This is a genomic window from Brachybacterium phenoliresistens, assembly GCF_039530785.1.
In the GTDB taxonomy this organism is placed as follows: domain Bacteria; phylum Actinomycetota; class Actinomycetes; order Actinomycetales; family Dermabacteraceae; genus Brachybacterium; species Brachybacterium phenoliresistens.
This window is the reverse complement of the sequence record NZ_BAAAOW010000001.1, coordinates 259931-282052: the sequence shown is the minus strand read 5'-3', so window position 1 is coordinate 282052 and position 22122 is coordinate 259931. Positions and strand designations below refer to the sequence as shown.

Here is a 22122-nt window from a genome sequence, read left to right as displayed (position 1 = left end):
TCGGTGTGGCCGGCGTCACCGCTCCCGGCCTGCCCCGGCGGACGGGACGGCGTGCATGCGGCGGCCGGGCGGGGTGCGGCGCGCCGGTGCGGGCAGCTGCGCGCTGACCATCGCCGCGAGGGCGAGGGCGAAGCCGGCCAGCTGCACCGGGCCCAGGACCTCGTCGGCGACGACCGCCCCGAGGCCCGCGGCCACCAGCGGCGACAGCAGCACCAGCGGCGCGGTCGCGGTCACGGGCAGGCGGGTCACCCCGGAGAACCACAGGGCATAGGCCAGCAGCGCCCCGGCCAGCCCCAGCCACAGGAACCCGACGACGGCCGCTGCGTCGATGCCCGCCGGCACGCCGTCCAGGAGCAGGGCCGGCGGCAGCAGCACCAGGCCGGCGGCGGTCAGCTGCCATCCGGCGAAGCCGATGGCGGAGACCCCTGGGGGTCGGCCCCATCTCCTGGTGAGCACGATGCCGGCGCCGACCGACGCGGCGCCGGCCAGGCCGGCGAGCAGGCCGATCGGGTCGAGCGCGGCGTCCGGGCCCAGCACCACCAGGGCGACGCCCAGCAGGCCGACCGTTCCCCAGCCGACCCGCCAGGCGGACAGCCGCTCGTGGAGGATCGCGACGGCCAGCAGGGCGACGAGGATCGGCTGCGAGGCCCCCAGCGTCGCCGCGACCCCGCCGGGCAGATTCTGGGCGGCGAGGAACAGCAGCGGGAAGAAGGCGCCGATGTTCAGCGTGCCCAGCACCAGGCTCCGCCACCACCACGCCCCGCGCGGCAGGCGGCGGGCGATGAGCAGGGCGATCAGCCCGGCGGGCAGGGCACGCACCATCGCCGCGAACAGGGGGTGGCCCTCGGGGAGCAGCAGGGTGGTCACGGCGTAGGTCGTCCCCCAGACGGCCGGGGCGATCGCGGTCAGGGCCGTCAGGCCCCAGCGCGCGGGCCCGGCGGGAACCGGCGACGGAGCGGCGGGGGCGGTCCCCGGAATGGTGGTCGTGGTCATGGCCCGATCCTCATCGGCCCGCGTTCATGAGTCCAACACATCGTTGTCATCCCATGCATGCACAGCGATCATGGATCCATGGAGCTCCAGCAGATGCGGTACGCCGTGGCCGTCGCCGAGGAGCGCAGCTTCACGCGCGCCGCCCGGCGGTGCCATGTCGTGCAGTCCGCGCTCAGCCACCAGATCAAGGCGCTGGAGCGGGAGCTGGGCACTGCCCTGTTCGCCCGCAGCAGCCGCCGCGTCGAGATCACGGCCGCGGGGGAGGCCTTCCTCGTCGCCGCCCGGGAGAGCCTCGCGGCCGCCGATCGAGCCGCGGCCGATGCCGCCTCCGCGGACGGGGAGATCCGCGGCGTCCTGACCCTCGGCATGATCCCCACGGTGACCGCGATCGACCTCCCGGCCGCGCTCGGGGCACTCCGGCGGGCCCACCCGGCGGTGCGCATCCGGCTGCGCAGCGGCGGCAGCGACGAGTTCATGACCGCCATCGGCCAGGGCGGGATGGACGTGGCGGTCCTCGGCCTCCCGGAGACGGCGCCTCCCCGCGGCGTGCGCTCCCGGGTCCTGGCACGGGAGCACCTGGTCGCCGTGATGCGCGCCGACCACCCGCTCGCCGGCCGGAGCCTGCTCGACCTCGAGGACCTGGCCGAGGCCGCCGTCATCGACTTCCCCGCGGGGGCGCCGGGCCGGGCGCCCTCGGACCTGGCGTTCCGCGCCGCCGGGATCTCCCGGGAGGTCGCGTTCGAGGTGATGAGCCCGGAGACCATGCTCGCGCTGGTCCGGCACGGCCTCGGCGTCGTGCTGCTGCCGCCCGCCGTGGTCCCCGCGGACGAGGAGCTGCGCACGATCCCGGTCCGCGACGGCCCGGCCCGGGTCGTGCACCTGGCATGGAGCGCGTTCCACGTCCCGCCCGCCGCACGGGCGCTCCTGGAGATCCTGGAGGTCCCGGACGCCCGCTCTTGACGTTCTGGGCGGCGGCGGGGCGGCGGACCGGTCACGGGCCGCGCCCCGTACACTGACCGGCGATCACGCCCTGGAATCGAGAACGTCTGCGAGGTGAGCGCGATGATCGACGTGCTCTGGGGGATCGGCGGGATCCTCGGTCTCCTGGTCATCGCCGTGGCCCTGTCCAGCGACCGGCGGGCGATCCGCCTGCGCACCGTGCTCGGGGCGCTGGCCCTGCAGCTGGGCCTGGGGGTGCTGGTCCTGTACTGGGCCCCCGGCCGATGGCTGCTGCAGAAGCTCTCCGCCGCGTTCCAGGCCGTCATCGACACCTCGGGCGCCGGCATCTCCTTCCTGTTCGGCCCGCTGATCCCCGAGGACGGCAGCGTCTTCGCGCTGCAGGTGCTGCCGGTGATCGTCTTCTTCGCCTCCCTCACCGCGGTGCTCTACCACTGGGGCATCCTCCAGCGCGTCGTCGCGCTGCTGGGCGGCATCCTCGGGAAGGTGCTCGGCACGGGCCACGCCGAATCGGTCAACGCGGCCGCGAACATCTTCGTCGGACAGACCGAGGCGCCCCTGGTGATCCGCCCCTACATCCGCGGCATGTCCCGATCGGGCCTGTTCGCGGTGATGGTCGGGGGTCTGTCGACCGTGGCCGGCTCCGTGCTGGTGGGCTACTCGCTGCTGGGGGTGCCGCTGGAGTACCTCATCGCCGCCAGCTTCATGGCGGCCCCCGGAGCGCTGCTGATGGCGAAGATCCTCGTCCCCGAGGACGACCCGGAGGCGGTCGCCCGCGAGCGCGAGCGGGTGGACGCCTCCGCGCACCGCCGGGCGGGGGAGTCCCTGCCTCTGGCCGAGCGCTTCCGGCGCATGGCCGGCGGCGGCTCGGGAGCCGATGCCGCCGCGGCCGATGCCACCTCGGCCGATGCTCCCGCGGCCGACGCCTCCGGGGACGCCGCCTCCGGGGACGCCGCCCCGGAGGATCCCGACGTGCCCCGTCACCGCAACGTCGTGGACGCCGCCGCCTCCGGCGCGGCCGACGGCATGCGCCTGGCGGTCACCGTCGGCGCGATGCTGCTGGCCTTCATCTCCCTCATCGCCCTGCTGAACCTGCTGATCGGCACGGTCGGCGGCTGGTTCGGCGCCGACGGGCTCACCTTCGAGGCGATCCTGGGCTGGGTGTTCGCGCCGTTCATGATGCTGGTGGGCGTGCCGCCGAGCGAGGCCGTCTCCGCCGGGAGCTTCATCGGCCAGAAGATCGTGCTCAACGAGTTCGTGGCCTTCGCGAACTTCGGGCCCCAGGTCGAGGCGTTCAGCCCCAAGACCGCCGCGATCATCACCTTCGCCCTGACCGGGTTCGCGAACCTCAGCTCCTTCGGCATCCTGCTGGGCGGGCTGGGCGGGATGGCCCCCTCGCGGCGCTCCGAGATCGCCGAGCTGGGCATGCGCGCCATCCTCGGCGGCACCCTCGCCAACCTCATGAGCGCCGCGATCGCCGGGATGCTCATCGGCTGACCCGCCCGGCGCTCAGGCGTCGATCACCTGCGCCAGCAGCTCCGCGCAGCTCGGTGCGACCGCATCGGGCACGGGCCCGTCGGCCGGGTCCCAGGGGCGTCCGTGCGCGACCCAGCCCGTGCGCAGCCCCGCGCCGCGACCGCCGCCGATGTCCGAGCGGGCATGGTCGCCGAGCATCCACGTCGCGGCATCGGGCACCGGCCCCTCCAGGGCGATGCGGAAGATCGCCTCGTCGGGCTTGGCGACCCCGACCTCCTCGGAGATCACGACCCGGTCCAGCAGCGGCTCCAGCCCGGTGCGCGCGATCTTGGCCCGCTGCTGGGCGGAGATCCCGTTGGTGACCGCGATGAGGCCGATGCCGCGGCGGCGCGCCCGGTCGAGCTGCTCGAGCACGCCCGGCGCCGGGCGCACCTGGGCGACGTGATCCATCATCAGCATCTCCCGCAGCGCCGCATCGTCGAGCTCCTCGGCCCGCAGGACCTCCCGCAGAACCGGCAGGAGCTGCGCCCGCGGTGCATAGCCGTGGGCATCGGCGGCCAGCAGCCGCTGCAGCTGCGCATCGCCGCCGCCGGCCGCCGCGATCGCCGCGGCCGCCCAGCGGGAGAACGCGGCATCCCTGTCGACGAGGGTGTTGTCGAGGTCCAGGAGCAGGCGCACGGGCGCGCTCAGCCGCGCCGGGCCAGCAGGCTGAGGGCGTTGGGCAGCCGTCCGTCCCAGGCGGCGGCCGGGGCCTCGCCCTCGGGGCGCCAGAACGGCTCGGGATGCTCGGCCAGGTGCAGCAGCTCGAACCCGGCCCCGAGCACGGTCATCACCAGACCCGCGAGCGTGCTCTGGTGCTCGACGGCGCCCCGGGCGGGGAAGGTGTCGTTGACATGGGAGGCGCCGAAGTAGCTGCGGTCCTCGCGCACGCGCGGCGCATCCGCGTCCCAGGTCCACAGCGGGACCAGCGGATGGGCCTCGTAGACGAACAGGTGCCCGCCGGGCCGCAGCAGGCGGTGCATCTCCGCGGCCCAGGCGTCGAGGTCCTCCATCCAGATCAGCGCGCCCTTGCCGGTGTAGACGAGATCCGCCATGCCCGCGGGCGCCGGCGTGTGCGGCAGCTCGGCGACCTCGTAGGTGCAGGGGACGGCGAGATCCCGGGCCCGGCGCGCCGCCGCATCGACGGCCGTCGGGCTGTAGTCCAGGCCGTGCACCGAGGCGGCGCCCAGACGCACGAGGGCGTGGTCGTCGATCCCGTGGCCGCTCTGCGGGTGCACCACCCGCGCCCCCGGCAGCAGCGGCGCGAGCAGCTCCTCCTCGATGGGGAGCAGACGTGCCGTGCGCGCCTCGTCCCGCAGCTCCGCGTACTCGTCGACGTGCTTGCGGGAGGCCTCGTCCCAGGCCTGCCGGGTGTGCTCGTGCGTGCTCATCCCGCGACAGTAGCCCGCGCGCCGGGCGGCGTGTCCAGCGATTTCCCCAGGCTGACGTCATATCGTGGACGTCTGACCGAATCGTCATGCCCGTCCGCGCGGGAGAACCGCGGGCGGCGAACGCATCGATCCGAGGATCGGGCCGGTGCGTTCTCTTGATGGTGGTGAGTCAGGCGCCCCACCACAGACATCGACGGGCCCCAGGGCACATCGGTGGATGTCGAGTCTGACCAGCTCGAGACACCGCTCAGAGGGAGGTGACTACGTTGCACACACGCGAGAAGACCCACCAGGCCGTGCTTCCTCAGCGGCCTGCTCTGGAATCGACGTCAGCAGACAACCCCGGGGCAGGGACGAAACGGGGCGTCGAGCCTGGGACCATCCAGGACACGGGTGTGCACCGTGGGCGAGGGGAGACCGCGGCTCCGTCCGCGGCGTCACCGGGGAAGGGCTCGTTCCCGCCCCCGGACGGCGGGAGTGATCCCGTCACCCACGAGCAACCGGCATCCGAGGGTGGGACCTCGGATGCGCCTCGCCGCGCCGAGGCACGGGTGCTCGTCCTGGATCGGCGCGGGAAGCCGCTCATGCCCACGACTCCGCGTCGTGCGCGTCAGCTGCTTCGTTCCGGCCGCGCCCGAGTGCATCGGGTGCAGCCCTTCGTCCTCCGGATCGTCGACCGCAGGGTCGAGGACTCGGAGACAGAGCCCCTCGTCCTGGGCATCGACCCGGGATTCCGACATACCGGCGTCGCCCTGGCGCGCGAGCAGGAGGTCCCCGACCCCCGCAGCGGCCGGGCGACGACGATCCGACACGGCCTCTTCCTCCTGCGGGTGGACCATCGCGGCGCCGTGATCCGCGACCGCCTCTCGGCACGCTCCGCCCTGCGCCGCGGCCGGCGCTCGCGCAAGCTCCGCTACCGGGCGCCGCGCTTCGACAACCGCGCCCGTGCCGCGGGCTGGCTCGCCCCGTCGATCCGCCATCGGGCGGAGACCACCGTGACCTGGGCGCGCCGCCTGGCCGCCTGGGCCCCCGTGACGCGGATCGACCTCGAGGTCCCGCGCTTCGACGCCCGTGCCCTGCACCGGGCCGACGCCGCCGTGGGCGACCGCGGCCAGGGCACCCTGCACGGCACCGAGGTGCGCGAATACGTCCTGGAGCGCGACGGCCGGACCTGCGTGTACTGCGGTGCGAGCGGCCTGGGCGCCGCCTCCGTCCCGCTCACGCTGGACCATGTGCGTGCCCGGGCGCACGGCGGGCCGGACGCGCCGGCGAACCTCGTCGCCGCCTGCGTCCCCTGCAACCGCGACAAGGGCGACCGCGAGGTGGAGGAGTACCTCGCCCGCCGGCCCGCCGTGCTCGCCCGGGTGCGCCGCAGCCTCGCCTCCGTGGTGCAGCAGGACCTCTCGGTGTCCGTCTCCCGCAGCGCCCTCTGCCGCGCGCTGCAGTCCGTCGGCCCCGAGGTGCGCACCCACTCGGGAGGGCGCACCAAGTGGAACCGCTCCCGGGCCGGCCTGCCCTGGGACCACGTGACCGATGCGCTGTGCGTGGGCCGCGTCGACGCGATCGCGTCCCTGCCGGCGCTGCAGCATGTCGCCGTCTCCATGGGGCGCGGCTCCTATTCCCGCACCCGCATGGACCGGTACGGCTTCCCCCGGCTCCGCCTGACCCGGCGCAAGATGCACCACGGGCTGATCACCGGCGACCTGGTGCGCGCCGTGGTCCCCAGCGGCAGGAGAGCGGGGACCCACGTGGGCCGCGTCGCCGTTCGGGCGAGCGGCTCCTGCAACATCACCACCGCCCGCAGCACCGTCCAGCACATCGGGCACCGCCACATCACCGTCCTCCAGCGCGGGGACGGGTACCGGCATCTCCGCGCGCCGGTGGCGCTGGCCGCCTGAGCGCTCTCTCGCCGGAGCTGCGAGCTGATGGGGTCGATCCGACCTCGTGCGCCGGTGGCAGAACGTGCCAGGCGTGGAGTTGCCGGGCCCGAGCAGCGTGACGGCGCGCTCAGCTGCCGTTCGGGTCGATGCTGATCAGCGCAGGGAACGGGAGGCGGGCCCAGAAGTCGGCAGCCTCGGCCCCGCTCCTCAGACGCCTCGTGGTGATGAGCCAGGCGGTGATGACCATGCCGTGGGTGGCGATCACCAGATCGTCGGCGTCGTGCTCCCGGACGGCGCTGTCGAACCGAGCACCGGCCTCCGTGACGCTCTCCCATCCCGTGTGCCGGGCATCGAGCTCGCCCAGGACCCAGGCCCGTCGGCGTTCTCGGGCACGATCGTCGAACGGCTCGCCGGGCCGCCGGACCTCGTCGAACCGGCCGTCGATGACCGGCTCCCGCGCCGCGGCGAGGCGAGCTGTCTGGATCGCCTTCGTCTCGGAGCTGCTGAGGAGCCGGGCGTGGACGGGGATCTCTCCCGCGATGCGGCGCGCCGCCTGCCTTCCCGGCCCGCTGAGCTCCCACCGTGAGGGCTCGACGGTCGGATCCGTCAGAGGCATCGCATGTCGCAGCAGGTGGATGCGCCGGGAGGAGGGCCCGCCGGTCACGGCTGCTCGAGCTCGTCCGCGATCGCCGGGTCGTAGGGCATGACGCCGTCGACCGGGGTGAGCAGGCGCCAGGCGGTCTCCTGCGAGCCGACGAGGAAGACGATCATCGGATCCTCCGGGTCGAAGTCCGCGGGCAGCACGCTGCTGGGGGTGTCGCCGCATTCGCCGTTGAGATCGATCTCCAGCTCGGCGCCGAGGAGCTCCGCCTCACCCCGCACGACCTCCTCGACGTGCGCGATGAGCTCGCCGTCCTCGGAGGGGCTGCCCGGAGCGCGCACGGTCGCGCGGGCGACCAGGTCCGAGGCCGCAGCCCTGTCGGCCGGCGAGTCGTAGGCGACATACCCGGGGCATGCCGCGACGGTGCGCTCCTCGGCGGGCATCGAGCACGCCGGCAGGGCGACGAGCACGGCGCTCGCGGCGCACGACGCGACGACCCGAGCGGCCCGGACGGCCCGGACGGCGCAAGCCATCATCGGCTCCCGCCGAGAGGGTACGAGCGGCAGTGTCGCCAGGGCCCGTCGGCCCCGGCCCACAGCTCCGCGTGATCGATCCTCTGGGAGAACGGGAGCCGCTCGCGCACCGCCGCCTCGGCGGCGCGCAGCTGCGGCGCCGGCGCGTCATGGCCGATGGTCAGGTGCGGGACGACGTCCGCCAGCGGGACCGCCCCGGCGTAGGGAGGATGCTCGGGGAACGCCGCGGCGACCTCGGCGGTGAGAGCGCGGACCGGCGCGTCGTCCTCGAGGGCGACATACAGGACGCGCTGCGCGAACCAGGCCGTCGACGTCCCGGCGAGGTCGAACGGCGGCGTGCGCCGGAAGATCGTGCGCAGGGACTCCTCGTCCTCCTCCCGCAGCCGCGACGGGGCGGGCAGCGGGAACAGGATCGTCACGTGCGCCGGGATGCCGTCCTGCGCGGCGGCGTCGAGGCGGCGCCGATGCTCTCCGACGGCGGCCTCCGCCGCCGGGACGCGCAGCAGCAGGACGCTCTGCTCCTCGTCGACCGTCATGATCGTGCCTCCTGCGCCGGGGACCGGGGGTGCTCGTGCCGCCCATCATGCCCCGGCCGCGTCCGGGTGCGCCGGTAGCGCAGGGGAGTGGTGCCGACCTCCTCGAGGAAGCGCCGGTTGAAGCTCGAGAGGTTGGTGTAGCCGACCTGCCAGGCGATGTCCGCGACCCGCAGCTCCGTGGTCAGCAGCAGCCGGGTCGCCTCCGAGATCCTCAGGCGGTTCAGGGTGCGGGAGAACCCCGCCCCGGTGGCGCGGGTGAACAGCCGCGAGGCCGTGGACGGGGAGACGTCGATGGCGGCGGCCACGTCGCCCAGGGTGAGACGCGCGGCGAGGTGGTCGTGGATGTGGGCGAGCACGGCCGCGAACCGGTCCGCGTCCTCCGCGGGCAGCTGCACGGAGGTGGTGTCGATGCGCTCCGCCTCGTGCGGCGGGGCTGCGGCCAGGACCTCCAGCAGCTGCAGCACGCCGATCGCCCGCCGGGTCCCGTGCAGGGCCCCCAGCTGCTCGATCATCTCCCCGCCCGCCTCGGCAGTGCGGCCGTGGAAGACGATCGCCCCGCGGCCGTCCTCGAGCAGCCCGGCCAGCCCCGCGAGATCCGGGAGCGCGGAGACCAGGCCGTCCAGGGACGCGGCACCGACCTGGATGAGCACATCGCGGCCGGGGACGGTCTCCCCGGGGTCCAGGACGCTGACCCAGTCGTGCGGCACATCCGGTCCGATCCAGGCGAGATCGCCCGGGCCGAACGCCCGCGCGGCGCCGCCGAGCAGGGCGGTGCCGCTCGAGGCGCGGATCCGATGGATCTCGATCTCGGGATGGTGGTGCCAGCGCGCCAGCGGATGCGGGTAGTCGTGCTCGAACCAGCGGATCGCGCTGGCGTGATCCGGGACGATGTGCTCCCGCACCGGCTCGGGCACCCCTGCGCCGGAGCCCGGCCGTGCGCGTCTCATCCGCTCACTCCTCCGGTTCGAGCGAGGGCTCGGGCCCGGACTCGAAGACCGCCACCACGGGGGCATCCCCCGGGGCCGGGGACCTGCCGGCCTCCGGCGACCGGTCCCCGTCCCGGTCCCGGTCATGGGGCTCGGGACGATCGGCGCGGCGCCGGTAGCCCGCCTTCTCCGCGACGCGGATCGAGGCGGCATTGCGGACATCGGCCTCGAGCACGATGGTGCGCAGCCCCAGCTCCTGGAGCGCCCAGCGGGTGATGAGCCGGACCGCACGGGTCGCGACCCCCAGCCCGCGGATCTCGGGATAGACGATGTAGACCAGGCGCGCGGCATCGTCGTGGATCATGAGCCGGATCTGACCGAGCGGCTCGTCGGTGCGGGCGTCGGCGATCACGAACGGGGCGCTCCGGCCGGTGCTCCACTGCATCCGGGCCCTCTCGACGGCGGCCGCCGGGGAGGCGTCGACGGCTCCGGCATCCCCGAGCCATCGCCGCGCCTCCTGGTCGCGGCGCCCCCGCGTGATCTGCGGGGCGTCGCTCTCGCGGCGCAGGCGCAGCGTCACCACGCCGTCGCCCAGGTCCTCCGGGGGTGCTCCCGGGAGAGGCCTCATGCCCATCTCCTCACCGCGCGATCCGCAGATCGCCGCCGATGTCCCTGCGGGAGCTCGGCATGCTCCGCGCGCGAAGAACGGTACCAGCGCGGCGGACGCCGCAGGCCTCCGCCCCGGCTGGCCGGACAGCAGAAGAATGCTGTTCGTGGTGGAACACGGATTATCTGCTGGCCGTGGGCGAGGGTGGCGCGCCGCGTGCGGATGCGGGCGCGGGCCGGTGCTCAGACCAGGAGCACGATCCCGACGATGCCGAGGCCCACCGCGACCGCGCCGATCACGAGGGCCCATCGCGCGATATGGCTGCGGTACGCGGTCATGGTCGTCGAGTAGAACGAGCTGAGCGTGAGGAACAGCAGGATCCCGGCCACGACGAGAAGGATGATTCCGAGAACCTTCATGACAGACCTCCGAGGTCGAGGTCGCGAGGTGGAGCGCACCAGAAGCAGGCCCGCCGATCGCGACCACGTCACCGGGCCGCTCCCGCCTTTCAGGATACGCCTCCGGACGCGTCGTCCCCAGGGGTCGGACGGGCCCCGACCTTCCGATCGACGAAGGTCTCTCCCGATCTCGCGGCGCCGCAGGTTCGATGGCGCTGTCGCCCGCGACCGTCCCCCTCGACCCCAGGAGGTCCCCATGTCCGAGCCCGAGAAGACCCGAGAGACGGGCCCGATCGCGATCGCCGTCGCGGCCGGGGTGCTGTGCGCGAACAGCCTTCCCCATCTCGCCGCCGCAGCCGCAGGACGGCGGATGCTCACCCCGCTCGCGGGACGCCAGTCGCCCCCGACGATCAACGCCCTCTGGGGCGCGACCAATCTCGCCGCCGGCCTCCTGATCATCGGACGCCGGGGGCGCCGCGGCGCCCCGGAGCGTGCGGACCTGGGGGCGTTCGGTGTGGGCGTCGCCCTGTTCTCGGTGTGGGCCGTGGTGGGGGAGGCGATCTTCGGGTTCAACGCGCGCGAGGACGGGGATGCCTAGGCTGGGCTCGTCCTCGGGGCGGCTGCTACGCCGAGTCGTGCGCACCCGCGTCGCTGTCGAGCTGCATCTGAAGACTCATCACGAGTCCTTTCCTCGTCTGCGATACGGGAGCGAAGCCTCGGGATCGGTAGAGGGACAGCGCCCGGTCGTTGCCCAGATCGACGTGAAGACTGAGGCGAGCGACTCCGCGTCGGCGAGCCAGGTCGAGCAGGCGCTCGAGCAGCAGACCGCCGATTCCCTGTCCTCGATGCTCCGGCCCGACCGCCAGGACGATCTCGGGAGTGCATTCGTCCACGAACCCTTCACGGTGCCGGTCGTTCGAGAAGTAGCGGTACCAGGCCGCTCCGATCGGGCGTTCGTCCGGGCCGGTGGCCATGGCGAGGATGCCCGTGTCCCCGGCCCGCATCCCGAAATGATCCACGTACAGATCGGGAGCATCTCGCGACACATGGTGCCGGAAGTCGGCCTCGTCCCACTCCCTGTCCCAGCGCCATGCCATATGCAGCGCGCGCCTCAATATCTCGTCATCGCCCGGGGCGGCGAGGCGACATGACACGCCCTCGGGATCCGTGGCACCGCCGCCGGGCCGCGACCCGTGCACCAGCTCTCGGCCGTAGACCCGCAGGGTCACGGGAGCCCCGTCGTCCTGCCGCTCCGTCGAGCTCGTCACGTCGCGCAGGTACGTGAATCCGGCCTTCTCCGCGACCCGGGTCGAGGCAGGATTCCGGACGTCGGCCCGGATCACCGCGCGGCCCCCGATCCCACGCTCGCGGACGACCTCGCAGAGGAGCTCGACCGCCCGGACGGCGATCCCGCGCCCGCGGACCCGCGGGGCGACGCCGTAGGCGATGTTGACGTCCCCCGGCTCCAGGCCGTCGGTCACATCGGGGTCGTAGTCGACGGTCCCGACGCATGCGCCGTCGAGCCAGATCCCGAACGCCCGCTTGGCGGCTCCCTGCTCCGCCTCCCGGTCCAGGCGCCGCACGAAGTCGGCGGTCCCCTCCACGGTGCTCCGGCCGCCGCTGAGCCAGCGCACCGTCGCCTCGTCCTCGGCGGCGACGACGGCGGCCGCGTCGGAGGGACGCAGCGGCTGCAGGGTGACGCGCATGGCTCGACGGTAGACGGCGCCGGCCCAGGAGACCAGGGAGCTCCGGGGCCGGCAGGCCCGTCCGGCTCAGAGCGTGATCTGGAGCTTCACATCCGTCGGGCGTCCCTCGAGGAAGCGCTCGAAGGCCTGGATGGAGTCGTCGAAGGCGAAGGTGTCGGTGACGAAGCGGCCCAGGTCCACGGCGTCGGTCGCGGCCAGGTCGATGGCCTTCTGGTAGACGTTCTTGTACCGGAACACCGTCTCGATGCTGAGGCCCCGGGCGGCGGCGGTGGACACGTCGAAGGGCACGTCGGAGGTGGGCATGCCCACCAGGACGATGCGCCCGCCGGGGGCGGGCAGCGACCACAGGCCCTTGTAGGCGGGGGCGGCGCCGGAGGCCTCGAAGACGACCTGGGGACCCCAGCCGTCGGTCTCGGCGCGCACGCGCTCGCCCAGATCCTCCTGGGTGGCGTCCACGGGGATGATCCCCTCGAGCCCCTCCAGCAGGCCCAGCTTCTGCGGCAGCACGTCGCTCACGTAGACGCGGCTCGCCCCGCCGGCGCGGGCGGCGAGGGCGATCATGATGCCGATGGTCCCGCTGCCGATCACGGCGGCGACGTCGCCGGGGGAGATCTGCGCCGTGGTCGCGGCGTACATGCCCACGGAGAAGGGCTCGATGAGCGCGCCCTCGGCGAAGCTCAGCGACTCCGGCAGCGCATAGGTGTACGCGGCGGGATGGATGACCTCGTCGGCCAGGCAGCCGTGCACCGGCGGGGTCGCCCAGAACCGCACGTCGGGGTCGACGTTGTAGTTGCCCTCCTTCACCGCGCGGGAGGCCGGGTTCGGCACGCCCGGCTCCATGGCCACGCGGTCCCCGGGAGCCAGGTGCGTGACGCCCTCGCCGACTTCGACCACGGTGCCGGCGCCCTCGTGGCCCAGCACCATGGGGGCGTTCACGACGAAGGGGCCGATCTTCCCGTCGGTGTAGTAGTGCACGTCCGAGGCGCAGATGCCCACGGTGTGCATCGCGATCCTCACCTCGCCGGGGCCGGGGGAGCCCAGGTCCGGGATCTCCTCGATGGACATCCGACCCTTCTCCTGCAGCACGAGTGCTCGCATGCGGTGCTTCTCCTTCTGTACGGGCGCGTCCTCTGCGACGCGACGACGATCGGGGGCGACGGTGGCTCGAGTCTGCCCGGAACCCCACGGCGTGATCCAGCCTCCCCGGTCCGACTTTCTGATACTTCCATGCATCGCCTGGGATCGGCACGCCGCGCCCGCCCGGCATCCCCCGGAGATCTGTCGGACCCCTCCGACAGGATTCGCAAAGATGTTCGAAGCGGTGACCTGCCCGCTTGACGGACTCACCGGATCCAGGCGTACAGTCGAACACGCGTTCGACGACGGTTCGGGTCCGTGGGGTCCCGGCGGTGAGGTCGCGGAAGGAGGCGGAGGGGACCATGGGCACCGCGGTGCAGCTCGAGGAGAAGCGCGAGGAGAAGGCCGACAGGCTCGCGCGCGCCCGCCGCGCGCTCGGCGCGGCAGAGCTCTCGGCCGCGCGCTGGGGCGGGCGGATCGACCGCACCGCCCTGCGGGAGAGCCCCACCGCGTCCGAGAGCCCCACCGGGCCCGAGGGCGCCGCCGGGCCCGAGGGCGCCGCCGTGCGGGCCCCGATGCGCCTGCTCCCGCCGCCCGGGCGGCCCGATGCTCCCGGGAGGGCCCCCGCGCCCCCGGCCGACGACCCCGTCGAGGTCGCCCCGGCGCAGGCCCCCGGCCGCCTCCCGGTCCCGCCCGCCCTCGCCCCGCTGATCCCCTCCGGCACGCTGCGCGCCGGCAGCAGCGTCGCGGTCACCGGCGAGGCGAGCTCCTCCCTGCTGCTGGCCCTCGCCGTCGCCGCCATGGGGGAGGACTCCTGGTGCGCCGTGGCCGGCATGCCGGACCTGGGCCTGCGCGGCCTGCTGGACGCCGGGGCGGATCCGAGCCGCCTCGCGATCGTCCCGGGCACCGACGTCGAGGATCTCCCGCAGCTTCCGCAGGTGCTCTCCGCCCTGGTCGACGGCGTGGGAGTGGTGGTCATCGGCCCGGACCTGCGGCTGACCCCGGCCCTGTGGCGCACCCTGACCGGTCGCGCCCGCACCCGGGACGCGCTGGTGCTGGCCGCCTCCCCGCCGGACCGTGCGGACCTGCGCCTGGAGGCGCACGGCGCCCGCTGGCACGGCCTCGGCGCCGGCTCGGGCCGCCTGCGCGGGCGGCGGGTGCGGGTGAGCTCCGCCGGCCGCGGCATCGCGGGGCGGCGCGAGGTCGAGGTGCTGCTGCCCGACGTGCGCGGCGCCCTCGCCACGACGCCGGCCGCCCGCGGCGCCCGCGAGGCGTCCGTCCTCCCCACGCTGCGCAGGGCCGTCTGATGGCCGCGGGGACGATGCCCGCGCAGGCGCTGCTGCCGCCGGGGGAGGAGGTCCCGGCGGCCACCCGCACCGCCGCGGTGCTCGTGCCGCGGTGGAGCCTGCTGGCCGCGCTGGACCGCCGCGACGACGCGCAGGACGCCCCGGCCGTGATCCTCCTCGAGCGCCATCGGGTGGTCCATGCCGATGCGGCGGCCGCCGCGGCCGGGGTGGCCGTGGGGATGCGCCGCCGCTCCGCCCAGGCCGCCTGCCCCGACGCCCTCGTGCTCGAGACCGACCGCGAGCACGAGGCCGGGCTGTTCGAGCTGGTCTCCGCCGCGGTGGACACCGTCGCCGCGGGCGTGGACGTGCTGCGCCCCGGCGTGGTGCTGATGGCCGCCCGCGGTCCCGCCCGGCACCAGGGCGGGGAGGAGCGCCTGGCCGAGCGGATCCTCGACGCCGTCGCCGACCTCACCGGCTGGGAGGCCCAGGTCGGCATCGCCGACGGCCCCTTCGCCGCCCTGCTGGCCGCCCGCGCCGGGCGGATCGTGCGGCCCGGCCGCAGCGCCGAGTACCTAGCCCCCCACGACATCGCCGCCCTGCGCGAGGCGCCCGTCGGCCCCGGCTGGGGGCACCGCGACCGCCCGGCCGCCGTCGGCTCGGGCCGCCTCGATCTCGCCGAGGTGATCGACCTGCTCACCCGTCTGGGCGTGCGGACCCTCGGGGAGCTCGCCGCGCTGCCGGCGACCTCCGTGCAGGACCGCTTCGGCCCCGACGTCGCCCAGCTGCACCTGCTGGCCCGCGGCGGGGAGTCCACCCCGCCGGCCATGCACCATCCCGAGCAGCCCGTGGAGGTGCTGCGCGTCCTGGATCCTCCGCTGGTGCGCTCGGACCAGGCCGCCTTCGCCGCCCGGCCGATGGCCGAGGAGCTGCACGGCATGCTCGTCGCACGCGGGCTGATCTGCACCCGGCTGCGGATCATCGGCCGCACCGAGCAGGGCGAGGAGATGGAGCGCACCTGGCGCCACGACGGGGAGCTCACGCCCGCCGATGTCGTGGACCGCGTGCGCTGGCAGTGCGACGGCTGGCTCACCCGGGCACGGCTGGGCCGCGGGGAGACCGGCGCGATCACCCAGCTGCTGCTGCAGCCGCTGCAGCTCATGCCCGCGGGGGAGGGTGCCGCCGCCCTGTGGGGCAGCGCCGGGGAGGCCGCCCAGCGCGCCGGGCGCGCCTTCGCCCGGGCCCAGGGCCTGGCGGGGGAGGGCGCGGTGCTGGTCCCCGCCCCCGTGGGCGGGCGCCTGCTGGCCGATCAGGTGCGCCTGGTGCCCTGGCGCGCGGAGAAGCCCGCGTCCCGCCCCGGTCCCTGGCCCGGCAGCCTTCCCCGGCCCCTGCCCGCGACCGTCTTCCGCACCCCGCCGCCGGTGCTGCTCGAGGACGCGCGCGGCGAGGCCGTCGTCGTCACCGCGCGCGGCCTGCTCAGCGAGGCCCCCGCGCTCCTGCGCGTGCCCGCCGAGGGGGCGCAGGGGCTCGTCGCGCGCGGGCTGCGGGCCGGGTCGCGCCATCGGGTGCTCGGGCACGGCGCTCCCGTGCTGCTGGACGAGCGCTGGTGGCGCCCCGACGGCCGCCGCGCCGCCCGGCTGCAGCTGGTGATCGGGGAGGAGGACGCGGCGGGCGGCGATCACATCGCGCTGCTGGCGCTGTCCCGCGAGGGCCGCTGGGAGGTGGAGGGGATCTATGACTGAGGCGAGCATGCCCGGAGCGGCCGGAGGTGCCGCGCCATGAGCCGCTGGTTCCTGGGTCCCCCGGCCTGGAAGGACCTCGAGGCGGTGCTGTCGGACCGTCCCGCGGCGCTCGTGGACCCGCCCATCGAGGTGGTGCGCACGGGCCGCCGCGCCACGGACGGCTACCGCCCCCGCGCCGAGGTCCCCTATGCGGAGCTGCACTCTCATTCCCATTTCAGCTTCCTGGACGGCGCCTCGAGCCCCGAGGAGATGGTCGCCACCGCCGCCCGGCTGGGCCTGCAGGCCCTCGCGATCGTCGACCACGACGGGCTGCCCGGGGCGGTGCGCTTCTCCCGCGCCGCCCGCGAGCACGGCATCGGCACCGTCTTCGGGGCCGAGCTCACGCTGGGCCTCGAGCCCGGCGCCGACATCGCGAGCGCGACGCCCGTGCTCACCCCCGCCCGCACCGGCGTCCCCGATCCGGCGGGAGAGCACCTGCTGGTCCTCGTGCGCGACGAGACCGGCTACCGGGAGCTGTCCGCCGCGATCGCCCGCGCCCACCTCGAGGGGAGGACCAAGGGCGCCCCCCGCTACCGCCTCGCCGAGCTCTCGCGGATCGCCCGCGAGGGCCGCTGGCTGATCCTCACCGGCTGCCGCAAGGGCGCCGTGCAGCGCGCCGTGCGCCCCCTGCTCGAGGAGGGCGATCTCGAGCAGGCCGCCCATGCCGCGGCAGCCGGCATCGGCCGTCTGATCGAGCTGTTCGGCGCCGGGAACGTCGCCGTCGAGCTCGGCGCGGGGGAGGGGCCGCTGGACGACGAGCTGCACGACGCCCTGGTCCAGGGTGCGCGGATCGTCCGCGAGGAGACGGGCCTGGACGAGATCACCCTGCCGGTGGTGGCGACCACGGGTGCCCATTACGCCCATCCCGGCCACAAGCGCCTGGCCGATGCCCACGCCGCCCTGCGCGCCGGGGTGAGCCTCGAGGAGGCCGATCCGCATCTCGCCGCTCGCCTGGCGCATCTGCGCAGCGGCGAGGAGATGGCGCGCCTGCTGCCGCGCTACCCCCGCGCCGTGGCCGAGGCCGCGCGCCTGGGCCGCGACTGCGCCCTGGACCTGCAGCTGCTCGCCCCCGACCTGCCGCCCTTCCCGGTGCCCGGCGGCCATGACGAGGCGAGCTGGCTGGTCGAGCTCGTCGAGGTCGAGGGGCGCGAGCGCTACGGCCCCCGCCCCGCGCCGGGCCGTCCCGAGCGGGTGCCCGGCGCCTGGGCGCAGATCGACCACGAGCTGAAGGTCATCATCGACCTGCACTTCCCGGGCTACTTCCTCATCGTCCACGAGATCGTCGACTTCTGCCGCCGCGAGGGGATCCTGTGCCAGGGCCGCGGCTCCGCCGCCAACAGCGCCGTCTGCTACGCCCTGGGGATCACCGCCGTCGACGCCGTGCAGCACGGCCTGCTGTTCGAGCGCTTCCTCGCCCCGGAGCGGGACGGCCCGCCGGACATCGACCTCGACATCGCCTCCGACCGCCGCGAGGAGGTCATCCAGCACGTCTACCAGCGCTACGGCCGTGAGAACGCGGCGCAGGTCGCCAACGTCATCACCTACCGCGCCAAGCTCGCCGTGCGTGACGCCGCCCGGGCGCTGGGCCATGACGTGGGCCGCCAGGACGCCTGGTCCAAGCAGATCGAGCGCTCCTTCACCTCCCTGCAGGGCACCGACATCCCCGCCGACGTCGTCGACCTCGCGATGCAGCTGCGCGACGCCCCGCGCCACCTGGGCATCCACTCCGGCGGCATGGTGCTGGCCGATCGGCCCGTGATCGAGCTGTGCCCCGTGCAGTGGGCCGCCATGGAGGACCGCACCGTCCTGCAGTGGGACAAGGAGGACTGCGCCGATGCGGGCCTGGTGAAGTTCGACCTGCTGGGCCTGGGCATGCTCACCGCCCTTGACCACTGCCTGCGCCTGGTCGCCGAGTACCACGGCGAGGACTTCGAGCTGCGCACCCTCCCGCAGGAGGACCCCGCCGTCTACGACATGCTGTGCGCCGGCGACAGCGTGGGCGTCTTCCAGGTCGAGTCCCGCGCCCAGATCTCCACCCTTCCGCGGCTGCGGCCGCGCGAGTTCTACGACCTCGTCGTCGAGGTCGCCCTGATCCGCCCCGGCCCCATCCAGGGCGGCTCCGTCCACCCGTACATCCGCCGCCGCAACGGGGAGGAGGAGGTCACCTACATCCACCCGCTGCTGGAGAAGTCCCTGGACCGCACCCTCGGCGTGCCGCTGTTCCAGGAGCAGCTGATGCAGATGGTCGTGGACGTCGCCGACTTCACCCCCGCCCAGGCCGATCAGCTGCGCCGCGCCATGGGCGCCAAGCGCTCGACCGAGCGGATGATGGCGCTGTCCGACGACCTCTTCGCCGGCATGGCCCGCCACGGGATCGTGGGGGAGGACGCCGAGGCCATCCACCGCAAGCTGCTCGCCTTCGCCAACTACGGCTTCCCCGAGTCCCACGCCTACTCCTTCGCCTACCTCGTCTACGCGAGCTCCTACCTCAAGTGCCACTACCCGGCGGCCTTCACCGCCGCCCTGCTGCGCTCCCAGCCGATGGGCTTCTACTCGCCGCAGTCCCTGGTGGCCGACGCCCGCCGCCACGGCGTCCTCACCCGCGGGGTCGACGTGGCCGTGAGCGACGTGGAGACCACCCTCGAGCTCGACGAGGAGCATCGGCCCTACCGCATCGGCGACCGGCCCGGGGCGCAGGTGCAGGGGGAGCGGGCCGCCGCCGGCCCGGCGATCCGCCTGGGGCTGACGCAGGTGCGCGGCATCGGCGACAAGGTCGCGGAGAAGATCGTCGAGACCCGGGAGCGCGAGGGCCCCTTCGCCTCGATCCCGGACCTCGCCCGGCGGGTGCGGCTGAGCGCGCGCCAGCTCGAGGCCCTCGCGACCGCCGGGGCGCTGGACGGCCTCGCCTCCTCCCGGCGCCAGGCGCTGTGGGCGGCGGGCGCCGCCGCCCAGGAGTCCCCGGACACCCTGCCGCACCTGGCCGTCGGGGCCGATGCGCCGATGCTCCCGGGGATGAGCGATGCGGAGCTCGCCGCCGCGGACTCCTGGGCCACCGGCATCACGCCGGGCGAGCACCCGATGGCGCTGGTGCGCGAGGAGCTCGCCGCGCAGGGGATCGGCACGATCGCCTCGATGCGCACCGCCGAGGACTGCTCCCGCGTGCACGTCGCCGGCGTCATCACCCATCGGCAGCGGCCGGCGACGGCCACCGGCATCACCTTCCTCGGGGTGGAGGACGAGACGGGGATCCTCAACGTCGTCTGCTCGAAGGGGTTCTGGATGCGCCACCGCGCCGTGCTGCGCACCAGCCGGGCGGTCGTCCTGCGGGGCGTGGTCGAGAACCGCACCGGGGCGGTCAACCTGGTCGCCGACGGTGTCCGGCAGATCGCCCTGCCGGCCGCCGGGAGATCACGGGATTTCCAATGACACGCGGCATGGAAATGCGGGTCGGGCTATCCCCGGGCCGATGACGGGAATTTTGCGGGACGTCTGCGGCCGATGTCCCGCCCCTGCCCGCCATGCCGGTCCGGCGGTGCCCCGCCGCGGCGGCGCGCGCATGGCACCGGGAGAGCGGCGAGCATCGTCGATGTGTCGCGGCAGGTCATCACGTCTCTCCTGCAAGCGGCGCACGGTCGGAGCAGACCTCGGGAGACGCTCGGGGGACGAGGTCCTACGTCCGAGGGAGCGGGCCGAGGACTGCACCCGGACCTGCTTCTCCTCCCCAAGGCGGAATCATCCACAGAATCCGCCGAACCTCCGGCGGGAGCCCCCATATGTCCGTTTTCCGGGGTAGGATATGGGCTATGGATGAAGGGGTCCCGCAGCATATCGGCCAGGACGGCGCCGCCGTCCCGGCCGTGCCGCAGCGCACCGCTCCGGAGCAGCAGGACGCGGCATCGCCCGCGGGTCTCGACGGCGCGGTCGCCGTGATCCGTGCGGCGCTGGAGCCGCTGGCGGGGACGCCGGCGCTGTCGGCGGTGGTGGACCTGGTCGGCGGTGCGGCGAGGGCCGCAGGGCTCTCCCGGTCGACGCAGCGGGCCGTGGTCGACGTCGAGCCGGGCACGCCGGACGAGGCGCTGGCGATGCTGGCCATGCTGTCCCAGACCCGCACGAGCCTGGGCGCGGTCGAGGACGCGTGGATGCTGGAGGCGGCCGCGAGGATCCGCCGGGAGAACGGGACCGCGGGGGCGTCGGGGCGCCGGCTGGACGCCGGCGTCACCGCGAACATCGCCGTCGCCCGCCGCACCAGCCGCCATTCCGCCTCCGCCGCCCTCACGGCCGCCCGCCGGCTCAGCACCTCGATGCCGGTGCTGCAGGAGGCGAAGTCCACGGCCCGCCTCCCCGAGGCGACCGTCGCCGCGGTGAGCGCCGTGCTCGCCGACGAGCCGCCCGCCGTGTGCGAGGCCGTCGACGCCGAGATCGGCCGCGACCTCGCCCAGCTGGACGGCCTCGGGATCACCGCGGTGCGCGAGCACGTCGAGGAGATCGTGCAGAAGCGGTCCGACCCGATCGCCTCCCGTGAGCGCGCCGTCCGCGCCGCCCGGAGGCGGTACCTGAAGATCACGCCCCAGCGCCACGGCATGGCGCGGCTGACCGCGGTGCTCCCTGCGCTCGGCGCGGTGCAGATCGAAGCCGTCGTCCAGGCCGCGGCGGAATCCGCGCGCGCCGCCGGAGGCAGCGCCCCGGTCGGCGCGGCGCGGGTCGACGTGCTGGTCGAGGCCGTGAACTACTACTGCGACGCGCTGAGCGGGGATCCTCCCGTGGAGGTCGCCCCCTGCATGCCGGAATGGATCGAGGAGGACAGCCCCCTCCTCGACCTCGGCACCGGCGAGATCATCGCGCCCGTCGTCGGCGCTCCCGCGGCATCCCGGCAGGACGCGCCCCGCGGCGAGCCGTCCTGGCCGCCGGGCCCGCTCGGCTCCGCCTGCGGGCCGCAGCTCTCCTCGCCGGCGCCCCTCGGGGCCGCGCCGCCGGGTCCCCTCCCGCCGCGCGGCGGGCCGATGCCCGACAGCCTGTTCCCTCCGGGGCGGTCCCGGATCGCCCGGCCGGCGGCGCCGCCGAGGGGACCCCGGATCGAGCTGCTCGTCACCATCACCGACCGTGCCCTGTTCCACCTCGACGACGGAACCGAGCACGCGGCCCTGTCCGGGTACGGGCTCGCGCCCTCGCGCGCGGTGACCAACGCCCTCGCCGGCTCGCCCTACGGGGACTTCGGCGCGAGCGACGCCGAGGCCGACGCCCGGGCCGAGGCGCTCGCGGCCCGCATGGTGTACCGCCGGCTGTACACCCACCCCGCCAGCGGCGAGCTCGTCGCCATGGACTCGACCTCGCGCGCCTTCCCCGTGAACACCCGGAGGATGCTGCTGAGCCGCGACCGGGTCTGCCGCGTCCCGTACTGCAACGCGGGCCCGCGGCACCTGGACCACATCCACGCCCACGCCCAGGGCGGGGCCACGGCCTTCTCGAACGGGCAGGGCCTGTGCGCGGCAGGCAACTACGACAAGGAGACGGGGCGCTGGCGCGTCGAGGTGGTCGCCGATGCGCAGCGGCCCGGCGCGACCCGGGTCGTCTGGGTCAGCCCCTACGGTGCGGTCGGCTCCTCGCCCACCCCGCCCTCGCAGCGGCCGCCGACCCTCAATCGGGCCGAGCGCCGCACCGCCCGACGCCGCGAGCGCCTCTCCGCCCGGGCGAAGGAGCGTGCCGTCGTCGGCCGCACCCGCGCCGCCCGGCGGCGTGCTGCCCGGGGCTCGGCCGCCCGGGGCTCAGCGGCCCGAGGCTCGGCGACCCGGGGCCGCGCAGCTCGGACCGCCTGAGGCCCGCGGACCTCATCGGGCTCCAGGACATCAGACGACGCGCAGGGCACCATCCCCGGGAGGATGGTGCCCTGCGCGACGTCGACCCCGGTGCGGCGGCGCCGCGGGTCAGGGGACGATCAGGT

At 74.8% G+C, this 22122-nt stretch carries 19 protein-coding genes; 8 read left to right on the top strand and 11 right to left on the bottom strand.

What is annotated here, in order from left to right; translation table 11 throughout:
- Window positions 1–15: 15 nt before the first annotated feature.
- Window positions 16–993 (bottom strand): DMT family transporter, encoded by a 978-nt coding sequence (locus ABD234_RS01255; RefSeq protein ID WP_084148171.1) that lies wholly within the window; start codon window positions 991–993, stop codon window positions 16–18.
- Between the two features lie 78 nt (window positions 994–1071).
- On the opposite strand from ABD234_RS01255, the gene ABD234_RS01250 reads away from it, so the two are divergent.
- A complete protein-coding gene (locus ABD234_RS01250; protein ID WP_038370213.1) occupies window positions 1072–1953 on the top strand; it encodes a LysR family transcriptional regulator in 882 nt (293 codons plus the stop codon).
- Window positions 1954–2055: 102 nt separating this feature from the next.
- Complete coding sequence (locus ABD234_RS01245) at window positions 2056–3447, top strand: NupC/NupG family nucleoside CNT transporter (RefSeq protein ID WP_038370214.1); 1392 nt, start codon at window positions 2056–2058, stop codon at window positions 3445–3447.
- Between the two features lie 12 nt (window positions 3448–3459).
- On the opposite strand, the gene ABD234_RS01240 is transcribed toward ABD234_RS01245, so the two are convergent.
- Complete coding sequence (locus tag ABD234_RS01240) at window positions 3460–4104, bottom strand: HAD family hydrolase (RefSeq protein ID WP_344353478.1); 645 nt, start codon at window positions 4102–4104, stop codon at window positions 3460–3462.
- A gap of 8 nt (window positions 4105–4112) precedes the next feature.
- The gene (locus ABD234_RS01235; protein ID WP_038370215.1) at window positions 4113–4856 is read right to left on the bottom strand and encodes a class I SAM-dependent methyltransferase; all 744 of its coding nucleotides are present in this window, start codon (window positions 4854–4856) and stop codon (window positions 4113–4115) included.
- A 257-nt stretch (window positions 4857–5113) separates the two neighbouring features.
- Between ABD234_RS01235 and iscB the strand changes: the two genes are divergently transcribed.
- A complete protein-coding gene (gene iscB / locus ABD234_RS01230) occupies window positions 5114–6754 on the top strand; it encodes an RNA-guided endonuclease IscB (protein WP_344353474.1) in 1641 nt (546 codons plus the stop codon).
- A 109-nt stretch (window positions 6755–6863) separates the two neighbouring features.
- Here the strand turns inward: iscB and ABD234_RS01225 are convergent, their stop codons facing one another.
- From ABD234_RS01225 to ABD234_RS01200, 6 genes are all read right to left on the bottom strand, one after another.
- Complete coding sequence (locus ABD234_RS01225; RefSeq protein WP_198025320.1) at window positions 6864–7400, bottom strand: histidine phosphatase family protein; 537 nt, start codon at window positions 7398–7400, stop codon at window positions 6864–6866.
- Window positions 7397–7870: a hypothetical protein gene (locus tag ABD234_RS01220; protein WP_038370217.1), complete on the bottom strand. Its 474-nt coding sequence runs from the start codon at window positions 7868–7870 to the stop codon at window positions 7397–7399. Before ABD234_RS01220 ends, ABD234_RS01225 begins: the two co-directional genes overlap by 4 nt.
- Window positions 7870–8406 (bottom strand): 2'-5' RNA ligase family protein, encoded by a 537-nt coding sequence (locus tag ABD234_RS01215; protein WP_051486395.1) that lies wholly within the window; start codon window positions 8404–8406, stop codon window positions 7870–7872. The genes ABD234_RS01220 and ABD234_RS01215 overlap by 1 nt, the downstream gene beginning before the upstream one ends.
- On the bottom strand, window positions 8403–9353 hold the full coding sequence (locus ABD234_RS01210; RefSeq protein ID WP_051486396.1) for an AraC family transcriptional regulator: 951 nt from the start codon (window positions 9351–9353) through the stop codon (window positions 8403–8405). The genes ABD234_RS01215 and ABD234_RS01210 overlap by 4 nt, the downstream gene beginning before the upstream one ends.
- A 4-nt stretch (window positions 9354–9357) precedes the next feature.
- Window positions 9358–9960, bottom strand: a complete 603-nt coding sequence (locus tag ABD234_RS01205) for a GNAT family N-acetyltransferase (protein ID WP_051486397.1) — start codon at window positions 9958–9960, stop codon at window positions 9358–9360.
- A gap of 221 nt (window positions 9961–10181) precedes the next feature.
- Window positions 10182–10358: a hypothetical protein gene (locus tag ABD234_RS01200; protein ID WP_198025321.1), complete on the bottom strand. Its 177-nt coding sequence runs from the start codon at window positions 10356–10358 to the stop codon at window positions 10182–10184.
- Window positions 10359–10593: 235 nt separating this feature from the next.
- Here ABD234_RS01200 and ABD234_RS01195 point away from each other — a divergent pair, with 235 nt between their 5' ends.
- Complete coding sequence (locus ABD234_RS01195) at window positions 10594–10935, top strand: hypothetical protein (RefSeq protein WP_051486398.1); 342 nt, start codon at window positions 10594–10596, stop codon at window positions 10933–10935.
- 25 nt (window positions 10936–10960) lie between these two features.
- Here the strand turns inward: ABD234_RS01195 and ABD234_RS01190 are convergent, their stop codons facing one another.
- A complete protein-coding gene (locus ABD234_RS01190; RefSeq protein WP_051486399.1) occupies window positions 10961–12043 on the bottom strand; it encodes a GNAT family N-acetyltransferase in 1083 nt (360 codons plus the stop codon).
- Window positions 12044–12109: 66 nt separating this feature from the next.
- Entirely contained in the window at window positions 12110–13141 is a 1032-nt protein-coding gene (locus ABD234_RS01185) for an NAD(P)-dependent alcohol dehydrogenase (protein WP_344353462.1), read from the bottom strand.
- Window positions 13142–13482: 341 nt separating this feature from the next.
- On the opposite strand from ABD234_RS01185, the gene ABD234_RS01180 reads away from it, so the two are divergent.
- The 4 genes from ABD234_RS01180 (at window position 13483) to ABD234_RS01165 (ending at window position 21997) form a co-directional block, all read left to right on the top strand.
- Complete coding sequence (locus ABD234_RS01180) at window positions 13483–14427, top strand: hypothetical protein (RefSeq protein ID WP_038370219.1); 945 nt, start codon at window positions 13483–13485, stop codon at window positions 14425–14427.
- Window positions 14427–16145 (top strand): DNA polymerase Y family protein, encoded by a 1719-nt coding sequence (locus ABD234_RS01175; protein WP_051486400.1) that lies wholly within the window; start codon window positions 14427–14429, stop codon window positions 16143–16145. Before ABD234_RS01180 ends, ABD234_RS01175 begins: the two co-directional genes overlap by 1 nt.
- A gap of 36 nt (window positions 16146–16181) precedes the next feature.
- Window positions 16182–19610, top strand: coding sequence for an error-prone DNA polymerase (locus tag ABD234_RS01170; protein WP_038370220.1), 3429 nt, complete (start codon window positions 16182–16184; stop codon window positions 19608–19610).
- 377 nt (window positions 19611–19987) lie between these two features.
- A complete protein-coding gene (locus ABD234_RS01165; RefSeq protein WP_051486401.1) occupies window positions 19988–21997 on the top strand; it encodes an HNH endonuclease signature motif containing protein in 2010 nt (669 codons plus the stop codon).
- Window positions 21998–22122 lie beyond the last annotated feature (125 nt).